This window comes from Clostridium tetanomorphum (assembly GCF_017873215.1).
GTDB classification, from domain to species: Bacteria; Bacillota; Clostridia; order Clostridiales; family Clostridiaceae; genus Clostridium_AO; species Clostridium_AO tetanomorphum.
Genome location: NZ_JAGGKA010000013.1, coordinates 17,616 through 29,558 on the forward strand (window position 1 = coordinate 17,616; position 11,943 = coordinate 29,558).

At 28.6% G+C, this 11,943-nt stretch carries 11 protein-coding genes; 3 read left to right on the forward strand and 8 right to left on the reverse strand.

Annotated elements, in window-relative coordinates; all coding sequences use genetic code 11:
• Positions 1–192 precede the first annotated feature (192 nt).
• Genes J2Z24_RS12920 through J2Z24_RS12930 form a run of 3 tightly spaced genes read left to right on the forward strand, consistent with a single transcriptional unit; the run spans position 193 to position 2,705 of the window.
• Positions 193–1,017: a 5'-methylthioadenosine/S-adenosylhomocysteine nucleosidase family protein gene (locus J2Z24_RS12920; protein ID WP_035148186.1), complete on the forward strand. Its 825-nt coding sequence runs from the start codon at positions 193–195 to the stop codon at positions 1,015–1,017.
• Positions 989–1,999 (forward strand): SPL family radical SAM protein, encoded by a 1,011-nt coding sequence (locus tag J2Z24_RS12925; protein WP_241392941.1) that lies wholly within the window; start codon positions 989–991, stop codon positions 1,997–1,999. The genes J2Z24_RS12920 and J2Z24_RS12925 overlap by 29 nt, the downstream gene beginning before the upstream one ends.
• A 13-nt stretch (positions 2,000–2,012) precedes the next feature.
• Positions 2,013–2,705: an SDR family NAD(P)-dependent oxidoreductase gene (locus J2Z24_RS12930; protein ID WP_035148282.1), complete on the forward strand. Its 693-nt coding sequence runs from the start codon at positions 2,013–2,015 to the stop codon at positions 2,703–2,705.
• Positions 2,706–2,773: 68 nt separating this feature from the next.
• Here the strand turns inward: J2Z24_RS12930 and aspA are convergent, their stop codons facing one another.
• From aspA to J2Z24_RS12970, 8 genes are all read right to left on the reverse strand, one after another.
• The gene (aspA, locus tag J2Z24_RS12935; protein ID WP_035148189.1) at positions 2,774–4,186 is read right to left on the reverse strand and encodes an aspartate ammonia-lyase; all 1,413 of its coding nucleotides are present in this window, start codon (positions 4,184–4,186) and stop codon (positions 2,774–2,776) included.
• A gap of 22 nt (positions 4,187–4,208) precedes the next feature.
• Positions 4,209–4,901 (reverse strand): cysteate racemase, encoded by a 693-nt coding sequence (gene cuyB / locus J2Z24_RS12940; RefSeq protein ID WP_035148190.1) that lies wholly within the window; start codon positions 4,899–4,901, stop codon positions 4,209–4,211.
• Between the two features lie 37 nt (positions 4,902–4,938).
• The gene (locus J2Z24_RS12945) at positions 4,939–6,171 is read right to left on the reverse strand and encodes a dicarboxylate/amino acid:cation symporter (RefSeq protein WP_035148283.1); all 1,233 of its coding nucleotides are present in this window, start codon (positions 6,169–6,171) and stop codon (positions 4,939–4,941) included.
• A gap of 34 nt (positions 6,172–6,205) precedes the next feature.
• Complete coding sequence (locus J2Z24_RS12950; RefSeq protein WP_035148191.1) at positions 6,206–7,381, reverse strand: NAD(P)-dependent malic enzyme; 1,176 nt, start codon at positions 7,379–7,381, stop codon at positions 6,206–6,208.
• Between the two features lie 460 nt (positions 7,382–7,841).
• Positions 7,842–8,516 carry a response regulator gene (locus J2Z24_RS12955; protein WP_035148192.1) on the reverse strand — a complete coding sequence of 225 codons (675 nt, stop codon included), beginning with the start codon at positions 8,514–8,516 and terminating at the stop codon, positions 7,842–7,844.
• Positions 8,509–10,110 carry an ATP-binding protein gene (locus J2Z24_RS12960; protein ID WP_035148194.1) on the reverse strand — a complete coding sequence of 534 codons (1,602 nt, stop codon included), beginning with the start codon at positions 10,108–10,110 and terminating at the stop codon, positions 8,509–8,511. The genes J2Z24_RS12955 and J2Z24_RS12960 overlap by 8 nt, the downstream gene beginning before the upstream one ends.
• Positions 10,111–10,332: 222 nt before the next feature.
• The gene (locus tag J2Z24_RS12965) at positions 10,333–11,196 is read right to left on the reverse strand and encodes a pentapeptide repeat-containing protein (protein WP_035148195.1); all 864 of its coding nucleotides are present in this window, start codon (positions 11,194–11,196) and stop codon (positions 10,333–10,335) included.
• 134 nt (positions 11,197–11,330) lie between these two features.
• Positions 11,331–11,942 (reverse strand): hypothetical protein, encoded by a 612-nt coding sequence (locus tag J2Z24_RS12970; protein ID WP_156950237.1) that lies wholly within the window; start codon positions 11,940–11,942, stop codon positions 11,331–11,333.
• Position 11,943 lies beyond the last annotated feature (1 nt).

The following is an 11,943-nucleotide window of genomic DNA, read 5'->3' on the forward strand; positions in this document are numbered from 1 at the left end:
TATTTCCCCTTTCTATAACTAAAAGTTTACCTTTATACATTTTTAATTAATTTTATCATAATATAATATTTAATCCTACGTTTATAATTAATGTTAATATATTCACTTATGTTTAATAACTTGTGATATTATGGTAATATCTAATATGAAATGAATTTTTTAAAGTAATGTTATATAAGAGAGGTAATGAACATGATATTTATGTGTACAGCTATGCATTTGGAAGCCCAGCCTTTTATAAAACAATTAAATTTAAAAAAGGATTCTCAGTGTCATAAATTTCAAATCTTTAAAAATGAAGAATTTATATTAATTATTACTGGATTAGGTAAAATAAAAGCTGCAATTGCTGTTACCTATTTATTTTCAAAGTATAAACCACAATCCTCAGATTTATTTATAAATATTGGTTTGTGTGGTACTAAAAATGAAAATACAGCTATAGGAACTGCATTTTTTTGCAATAAAATTATAGAAAACGATACAAAAAAAACTTTTTATCCTGATATGCTTTTTAAACATCCATTTAAAGAAACTAGCATTGAAACTTGCTCTTCTGTAATTGATAAAGATAATATAAAGCTTGAAGGCCAATTGGTGGATATGGAAGCCGCAGGAATATACGCAGCAGCTTCAATATTTTTAGAGTCCCATAAAATCTTCTTTATAAAAGTAGTTTCAGATTACTTAAAAATTGAAAATATAAATAAAAATACAGTTTGCAATTTAATTAATAGTAACTCTGAAGAAATTATAGATTGGATAAATGAAATAAAGCTTCAATTTTCATATAAACAAAATATATTATCTAAAAAAGAAAAGGAAATATTAAATACTGTAGTGAAAAATTTAAAATTATCTTCTACTATGGAAAGTAAATTTAAACAACTAGTTACATATCATAAGCTTCAATATGGTCACTGTATAGATATTATAAAGATGTATCTAGATGTAGAATGTAAATCTAAAAATGAGGGGAAGAGATATTTTGCAGAATTCAAACAAAAGCTTATTTAATCCTTATTTTTCGCATATATACATTGAAGAAAAAGCTTTAAATTATCCTAATACAAAAAAAATATTAGATTACTTTAATAAAGCTGAAATTGTTCAAATTAATCACTATAAAGATGTATTTTCTAGAAGTCATCAAAATTATATCTTACAAAAGAAAAGTCCTAAATTGATTCTAGCAGTAAAAAAGGATAATTTAGTATATGAAGGTGCTGAAGTTTGTGAGGATTTTGGAAACAGCCATTTTTACTATACTTCAACTATGATGAATTGCATATATGATTGCCAATACTGTTATCTTCAAGGAATGTATTCCTCAGCTAATGTGGTTATATTTGTAAATATTCAAGATATTTTCAACGAAGTGAAAAAGCTTTTAAAAAAACATTCAGTATATCTATGTATTTCTTATGATACAGATATTTTAGCCTTTGAAAATGTAATTGATTATGGAAGACAATGGATTAATTTTGCTAAAAAACATAAACATTTAACTATTGAGTTAAGAACTAAAAGTGCCAATTTTAAAGCTATAGAAGATATAAAAAAAGAGGAAAATATAATTTTAGCATGGACTTTATCACCAGATTTAGTAATAAAAAATTATGAAAATAAGACACCGTCTTTGAAAGAAAGGCTTTCAAGTATAAAAGAAGCTATAGATAAAGGATGGAAAGTTCGATTATGTTTTGATCCAATACTTTATATAAAACAGTGGAAAGAAACCTATAAAAATTTAATTGACACTACTTTTACAGAGCTATCAGTAGAAAAAATATATGACGTAAGCATAGGAGTGTTTAGAGTTTCAAAGGATTACTTAAAAAGAATGAGAAAACAAAGATTAGACTCTGTTATATTAAATTATCCTTTTGAGACAGTAAATGGTCTATGTAGCTATTCTAATAATCTATCGGAAAATATGGTTGTATATGTGTATGAGCTTGTAAAAAAATATGTACCAAAAGGCAAAATATATATTTGAAAGGAAGGGTAATATGCAAGCAGCTATTGTTACAGGAGCTTCCTCAGGCATTGGTCTTGAGATTAGTAAAACCTTAATAAAGTTAGGCTACAAAGTTTATGGCATAGGAAGAAACTTTTCTAATAACCCTATTGAAAGTGATTATTTTATATCCATAACTTGTGATTTAATGAATACTTCATCTCTTCATGAAAAAATAAAAGATATAAAGAAAAAAGAAGAAGTATATATTCTTGTAAATAATGCTGGTGTTGGTTACTTCGGTCCTCATGAGGAATTAAATTATAAAAAAATTCATGAGATGGTTACAGTAAATATTGAAGCACCACTTATAATAACTCAAATGCTTCTTAGAGATTTAAAGAAAAATTCAGGCTTTATTATAAATATATCCTCTATAACTGCTAAAAAGTCTAGTACATATGGCTGTGCTTATGGAGCTACAAAAGCAGCACTTACACATTTTTCTAATAGTTTATTTGATGAAGGGAGAAAGTCTGGCATAAAGGTAATTGCCATACATCCAGATATGACCAAATCTAACTTTTATAGAAATGCTAACTTTAAAGAAGGAGATACCTTGGAAAGTTATATTACACCAGAGGAAGTAGCTAATACTGTTGAGATGGTATTAACTCAAAGAAATGGAATAGTTATTACAGACATTACTTTAAAACCACAAAAGCATATGATAAAAAGAAAATAATGATTTCATTAAATTTGTTAATTAAATAATTGCCATGACCTTAAAGATCATGGCAATTATTTAAACTGTTACTTTTTTAATAGCTGCTTACCGGAAATACCAGGCTTGGTCATTCCATATGGATCAAATATCACTTCCATATCAGCTTCCTTTAACAGTCCTTCTTTTAATATTAGTTCTCTTACTGATTCTCCTGTCTTTATTGCAGTTTTAGCTATTCTAGCAGAAGCTTTATATCCCACATGTGGACATATTGCTGTTATTATTCCTACACTATTTTCAACTAAATCCTTACAACGCTTTTCATTGGCTGTTATTCCCTTTATACAATTTTCTATAAATGTGTTCACTCCATTAGTTAAAGTTTCTATAGATTCAAATAAGTTATAATAAATTACTGGCTCAAAAGCATTTAATTCCAGTTGCCCTGCTTCTGCTGCCATAGTTATAGTCATATCATTTCCTATTATATTAAAAGCTACTTGATTAACCACCTCTGGTATTACAGGATTAACTTTTCCTGGCATTATAGATGAACCATTTTGTTTTGCTGGAAGATTTATTTCTCCAAAACCTGTTCTTGGTCCTGATGATAATAATCTTAAATCATTACTTATTTTTGATATATTAATTGCACATACTTTTAATGTTCCTGATACCGCTGCAAAAGTATCCAAATTTTGAGTTCCATCTACTAAATCTTCACATTGCTTTAATTCTAAACCAGTAACTTCACATAGATTAGGAGTAATATTCCTTACATATTCTTCATCTGCATTTAATCCTGTACCTATAGCTGTAGCTCCTATACTTACACAATTTAAATCTTCTTTAGCTCTTTTTATTCTCATTATATCCCTTTTTATTACATCTGCATAAGCTTTAAATTCTTGCCCCAATCTTATTGGTACTGCATCTTGCATTTGAGTTCTTCCCATTTTTATAACATGATCAAACTCCTTTGACTTCTCCATAAGAACAAGAACTAAATTATCAAGCTCCTCCATAGCTTTTTCTAACAATCTAATAGTTGCAATCTTTCCTCCTGTCGGAATAACGTCATTAGTTGATTGCCCCATGTTAACATGATCATTAGGGTGAACTATACTATAATCTCCCTTTTCTCCTCCTAATATTTCTATAGCTCTATTTGCTATAACTTCATTAGCATTCATATTTATAGAAGTACCTGCTCCACCTTGAATTGGATCTGTTATAAATTCATCATGAAATTTTCCTTCCATAATTTCATCACAAGATTTAACTATAGCATTTCCTATTTTTCTATTTAAAAGTTCTATTCCCATATTAGTTATTGCTGCTGCTTTTTTAATTTGTGCTAAAGCTTTTACTAATTCAGGATTAATTCTTCTTCCTGTTATTCTGAAGTTTTCATAAGCTCTTAAAGTTTGAACTCCATAATAAGCATCCTTAGGCACCTGTTTTTCTCCAACAGAGTCACTTTCTAATCTATATAACATATAAAATCCCTCCATAAAAAATTTATTTAGCTATTTCTACAGCTTTTCTTGCTAAAATATCTGTAGATGATATAAAATTAAAATCTTTTAACTGTTCTTTTAAAGAATCAAATACTAAAGGTAATTCTGTACAACCTAATATTATTATTTCCACATCTTCTTTTTTGAATTTTTGCAATATTTCATTTATATAATCTATATTAAAATCTCTTTCTCCTGATTTTACCCTGTAGATTAAATCTAAAAGTTTTTCTTTAATTTCATCCGTAGGCATTACTATTTCTAGCCCATATTTTTCGCAGTATTTTTCATATACTCTTCCATTATACGTTCCAATGGTAGCTAGTAACCCTACTTTACCTTTCCCATAATTTCTTACAATATATTTTCCTACTTCTTCAATCATATTTATAAAAGGTGTTTTCACTGCATTTACCAATTTGTCATAGAAGTAATGTGCTGTATTACAAGGCATTATTATAAAATCAGCTCCATTATTTTCAAGTTTAACTGCTGTTTCTATAAGTTCTGTTATAGGATTTTCACCATCTCCTAATATAAATCTTGTTCTATCTGGAATATTTACATTATTATCAATGATTATATGAATATGTTCTTGATCACTTTCAGCATCTGTAAAGTCCACAATTTTATTAAATAAATCTACTGTTGCTTTAGGTCCCATACCTCCTAAAATCCCTACAGTTTTACCCATTACAACGCCCCCGCCTTTTAACATAAAACTATACTAATTAAGCATTTGCTGAATTTCCATTCATTTCAGCTTTACTATAATCTATTTCACCTTCTGTAGCACCTACTACAATAGACGCTGCTACATTACCAGTAACATTAACAGCAGTTCTCCCCATATCTAATATTCTATCTATACCTGCAATTAAAGCTGCTCCTTCAAGTGGAAGACCTACTGAAGATAAAACCATCATAAGCATCATAAATCCAGCACCCGGAACTCCTGCTGTTCCTATTGAAGCTAAAAGAGCTGTAAGTAAAATTGTAACCTGTTGTCCTATAGTCAATGGTATTCCGTATGCTTGAGCTATAAACATAGCACATACACCTTGATAAATTGCAGTTCCATCCATATTTATAGTTGTTCCAAGCGGAAGTACAAAGCTTGCTATTCCTTCAGATATTCCAAAAGTTTCTCTTACAGTTTTAATAGTTATAGGCAATGTTCCTGAACTACTACTTGTACTAAAAGCTATAGCTGTAGCTGGAGAAGTTCCTTTAAAAAATTGCTTTGCTGATATCTTTGAAAATATACTAACTGAAAATGAATATGCTATAATTGAGTGTAATACGAATCCTAAATAACAGACTCCTATAAGTTTTATAAGTGGTAACAACACTTTAGGTCCATTTGTAGCTATAACAGGAACTATAAGAGCAAACACTCCATAAGGTGCTAAGCTCATTATAACTTCAGTTATTTTATACATTATCTCTGCTAAGCTATCACAAAACTTTAAATAAGGCTTACCTTTTTCCCCTATATAAGTGGCTCCTACTCCTGTAAATAATGCAAAGAATATAATTTGAAGCATATTTCCTTTTGCTAAAGCATCTATAGGATTAGTTGGAACTATATCTAATAAAGTTTGTATTAATGAAGGTGCTTCGCTAGTTTTAGGTTTAGTAACTTCTCCTAATGGAATACCAACGCCTGGTTTAAATATATTAGCAATTGTCAATCCTATTACTATAGCAATTGCTGTAGTAATGAAGAAATAAATCATAGTTTTTCCACCAATTCTACCCAACTTTTTAACATCACCAATACTTGCTGCTCCAACAACTAATGAAGCAAATACTAATGGAACTATAGTCATTTTAATAAGATTTAAAAATAATACCCCAATAGGCTTAATATAATTAGTTGCAATTTTAGGTGCTGGTACAAAAAGTAATCCAACTATAACTCCAAGAATTAACCCTATCATTATCTTTGTGACCAGACTCATTTTTTTATTGCTCATGAAAAAGCCCCCTTAATTTTTATTTTAAATTTGATACCCCAGTTTTTATGGCTATATCTTTTACAGCCTTTGCCACAACTTGGGCTACTTTTTTATTAAATGGATCTGGAATAATGTATTCTTCATTAAGTTCTCCTTCTCCAACAATACTAGCTATGGCTTCCGCCGCGGCTAATTTCATTTCTTCTGTTATAGCTTTTGCTCTTGCATCTAATGCTCCTCTAAATATTCCAGGGAAAACTAAAACATTATTTATTTGATTTGGATAATCAGATCGACCTGTTGCTACAACTCTAACACCTCCTGCTTTAGCTTCTTCTGGAAGTATTTCTGGTACTGGATTAGCCATGGCAAATACTATAGAATCTTTATTCATAGTGGAAACCATTTCAGAAGTTAGTACATTAGGGCCTGACACTCCAATAAATACATCCTTTCCTTTAATAATATTATTTATTTTTCCTCTTTCTAGTTCCCTGTTTGTAACCTTAGCAATGTCTTCTTGAGCTTCATTCATCCAAGTTTCTCCTTCTGCCAAAGCTCCTTTTAAGTCACACATAACTATATTTTTAGCTCCTCCAGCCAAAAGAAGCTTACAAATTGATATTCCAGCAGCTCCTGCTCCGTTTATAACTATTTTTGCCTCATCCATTTTTTTATTTACTAGTTTCAATGCATTTAAAATACCAGCTAAAACTACTATAGCAGTCCCATGTTGATCATCATGAAATACTGGTATATCTAGTTCTTCTTTTAATATTTTTTCTATTTCAAAGCATCTTGGAGCAGCTATGTCCTCTAAATTTATACCTCCAAAAGTCGGAGATAAATATTTTATAGTTTTTACTATTTCATTTACATCCTTTGTGTCAAGGCATATAGGGAAAGCATCTACATTTCCAAATTCTTTAAAAAGTATTGACTTTCCTTCCATAACAGGCATGGCAGCTTCAGGTCCAATATCTCCAAGTCCTAGTACTGCTGTACCATCTGTTACTACTGCTACTAAATTCTTTTTAGCCGTATACCTATAAACTTCTTCTCTATTTTGGTTAATCTTCTTGCATGGTTCCGCAACTCCAGGAGTATATACTGTACTTAAGTCATTTTTATCCTTTACCTGCACCTTTGATATTACTTCTATTTTTCCTTCCTTTTCTTCATGGAGCTTTAAACTCATTTCTTTATAGTCCATAACTCAACCTCCCCTATTCTTTTAAAATGAGTATGTTAAAATTTAAACTTTATGTTATTTTTATAAATCAATTGGCCAATTGATTAATGTATTATTGTCTATATATTTATAATACTCTAAAAAAAATCACTTTCCTATATTATGTAAGTATTATAAACATTTTGTAATTAAATTTATTATTGTTAAGTGTATAACACAACATTTAAACTATTGTAAATTATTACAATAGTTTGTGAATTGATAGTTTTTATTCATTTCATTTTTTACAAAAATTATAACTATTATACTGAATTATCAATACTTCTACTCATTAAATTTGCAAGAAAAAATCTACACATAATGATTTTTTACTTGCAAATCTAATATTTTTTTATATTCATTGTTAATTTTTTATTTATCTCATTTAAATAAAGTTTGCATTAACTTAAAAAATCTATTTAATGCAAACTTTATTTAAAAATTAAAACCTAACTCTATATATGGTTTTAGGCCTTCCTACTTCTCCATATTCTATATCTGTACTTAATTCGCCAAAAGATGTCATATACTCTAAATATCTTCTTATAGTAACTCTTGATAATCTCATTTTCTCTGCTATCTCTTCACAAGTAAACGATTCTTTTTTATATTCTTTTAAAAAGAACTTTATTCTTTTTAAAGTTCTTTCATTTATTCCTTTTTGCATCTCATCATTAATCCCATGTATATTTTGACTAGTTATTTTATCTATATCTTCTTGATTTATCACAGCTTTTGTACTTAAAAGTTTATATCTAGTTTTAAATTTATTTAAAGCATCTTTAAATCTTTCATATTCAAAAGGCTTAATTAAATAATCTATAGCTCCTAGCTTTAAAACTTCATTTAGCTTGTCCGCCTCATCCGCAGCTGTAACCATAATAATATCTGTCATAATTCCTAAAGCTCTAATTTCTTTTAAAAAACTTATTCCATCAAGCTTAGGCATGTAAAGGTCTAATATTATTAAATTAACCTTTTCTTGTTTTATAGTATTTAGCGCTTCTCCTCCATTATTACAAATTCCTACTACCTGAAATTTTTCAATACTTTCTGTATATTTTTTATTTATTTGAGCCACCATAGGGTCATCTTCTACTATAAGTACTTTAATCATACTGATCCTCCTTTGTAATAAATACTATAAATTCTGTTCCTTCTCCTAAATCTGAAGAAAAATTTATTTTACCATCTAAATTATCCACTACGTCCTTTAAAATTGTTAAACCTCTTCCTCTATTCTTTCCTTTAGTAGAAAAACCTCTTTTAAATAAGTAAGGTATATCCTCTTTTTTTATCCCTATGCCTGAATCCTTAACCATTACCCTTATTTCCTTTTCATTTTCTTCAATAAGGATTTCTACGCTCTTTTCTTCTTTATCAGTTAAGCTTACCGCTTCCATAGCATTTTCTAAAAGATTCCCTATTATAGTTACAAGTATGTTACTATTTATCCTTCCCCTTCTTTTTTTAATATTACTCTTTGGATTTATAATAAGATCTATTCCCATTTCCTTAGCCCTACTTATCTTTCCCAATATAAGAGCCGCAATAGTTGAATCCTCTATTTTATTCATTACTAAACTTATTTTCTGCTGCTGTATCTTAGTTTGATTTAATATATATTTTTTAGCTTCTTCTAATTGTCCAATTTGTATGAGTCCTAAAATCACATGAAGTTTATTCATAAATTCATGATTATTAGCTCTCAAAGCTTCAACTACTTGTTTAACCCCAGTAACCTCCTCTGCTAATTTAGTTATTTCTGTTTTATCTCTAAATATAGTAACAGCACCTATAATTTTTCCTTTATCTTTTATAGGAATTCTATTTGTCACTATAACTGTATTATTTATCACCATTTCTTTATTGTATTCTGCTTTTCCATTTTTAAATACTTTAGGAAGATTAGAGTTTGGTATTATATTAAATATATCTTTATCATTTATATCTTCTTCTATTATTTTTAATATACTTAAAGAAGCTTTATTATAAAAAGTTATTTTATAATCTTCATCTACAGCTATAATCCCCTCATCTAAGGTATCTAAAACCTCCTGCTTTTGAATAAATAACTTTGATATCTGCTCCGCTTCATATCCTAAAAGAGAACTTTTTACACTTTTAGATATTATAAGAGATCCTACGCTGCCTATAAGCAATCCAGATAATACTAGCATTAGAAATACTATAATTATTTCATATCTTGCTATTTCTAAATTGGTAGTTAGCACTTTTGATATTACAAAACCTAAAGGAATATTATTTTCATCTCTTATTGGCACAAAGCATATGATAACCTTACCAAAACTTTGTATCATTTCTTTTAAATTATCTTCATTTTCAATGGCAGCTTTACTACCTATATCTATTTCTTTTCTAATAGGGATACTTTCCACTTCTGAATTGCCATAACTATTTCCACTTAGATCTGTTATAATTATTGAATCTACATTTTTTGCTGAATCTATTATGCTCTTTACATAAGCTTGTACCTTTTCTTTATCATTTTTATTTTTAAGAGACTTTATTACTGAAGGAGACTTTGATACTATTTTACTTATATTCATTAGGTTAATCTCTGTATCTTTTTTAATCCAGGACATCCTAAGTTGACACATAAATATAACCGTAATTATTAGAGCTATAAAAACCACCACTATATTTAGCAATGTTATTTTTGTTCTCAACTTTATTTTTACATTTTTCATATTTTTTCTCCTTAAATTTACACTCCATTCCTAACTTAGTTAAAACTTTTTCTAATTTTGCTATTACTTTAATAATAATGTAATGTAAACATATATTCAAGTAAATCGAAAAAGCACTTATTCTATTAAGAATAGTGCTTTAATCTCTTAAATTCAATTTTATATATTGATTTTTATTTATATTAATAGGTCGAAATACTAATCTTTTTATCCATCAGTAAATTATTTATCCCAATATGCAGGAGGAACTAATGATATTGGCAACCTTGTATTAGAATCTCCTTTAGCTGCATTAATCTGAGCTTGCGTAATAAATATACTATTTGTTAGATTAGCTTCTCTTATATCCGCATCTCTCAAATCAGCGCCAATGAGGTCAGCTCCACTTAAGTCAGCCCCTCTAAGATTTGCTGCAATAAGCAATGCTCCTCTCAAATCTTCTCCTTTTAAATTAATTTTTCTAAGGTCTGAACCAATAAGATTTAATCTTCCTGCAATTGTCTTCTTACGTTTTAAAGTAGACTTCTGCCCTTTACGAGCTTTAGTTCTCACAAATTCACTAGTTTTTGAAAGTATAGCATTAACATTGTTTCTATGTACTACTAAATCTAGCTCTATAAGAGACTTAGCATCTAGATCAGTAAGTCGTACCGTTTCACTTATCATATAACTAATTTTGTCTTGAATAATACTATCTTGTTGTATCCTAAATGCTTCTGTTAAATACCATAATATTTCATGAAGTTGCCTCATAACTAAAAATACATCAAACATTTGTTGCGCATTTTCTGAATTCCTTCTCCAATCCTGTCCACTATATGTAACTTGAGCGACTTTTTGACCTGCTCCAAAACAATCATAAGCAGTACATCCTTTAAGCCCCTTCTGCCTAAGATTTTTATGAACAGCACATTTAAAATCAGACTGTAAATTTATACATGGCTTACCTGCATCTTTATCCGTTGGAAACCCTTCAGAAGCAGAAAAATATAATGCAGCACAGCAAAATCCGAAACATTTTTGGCAGTTAATTTTCAAATTCTCATATGATTCTTTATCATACTTAACTTCATTTTCATATGTCATATTTATTGTCCCCCATACTTTTAATATATGAATAATTTTAACTTTTAAATTATATCATAAATTCATTAAATTATAGCACATAAATATAGACTTACACCTCTTGATATAAGCCTTTTTATATACTTTATTATAAATTATTTAATCATTATCAAGTCTTCTTTATATGGTAATGATTTTAATAAATCAATGAAAACTTCTCTCCATTCTTTAAGCTTATGATTTTTTCTTTGAAAATACATATTTCTAAGTTCTGCATAATTAGTTACTACAGTCCTAGTTTGTTTAAATGCACTTGGCAAATCTTGAATTATCATTCTAAAATTTTTTTCTTTTTCACTTGCATTTTCTACACTGTTGTATTTATCTATAATATTATTAAGAGTATTTATTATATTACTTCTATATTCACTTTCAAAATCAAAATCAAAGTCATCATAAGTTAATGCTCTAGAAGTAATTTTATGCATAGTGCTTGTACTATTTTTCTCACAAAATTTATAAGTATCAAATTCTTTCCACCAATATAATGGAGCCTCAATATCCATGTATACAGTAATATACCTCATAAACTTACAGTGCTCTGTTCCTGCTAATATTAATCTTTGCATAAGTTTTAAATCATTGGCTCCTATTTCAACATGATTATTGTAATATTTACTATCTGATTTATTCCAACTATTCATTGGATTTCTCATTCCTCTTATAGCAGCTTCCCAACCAAAAACTTCTACTTTATCAATTTTCATT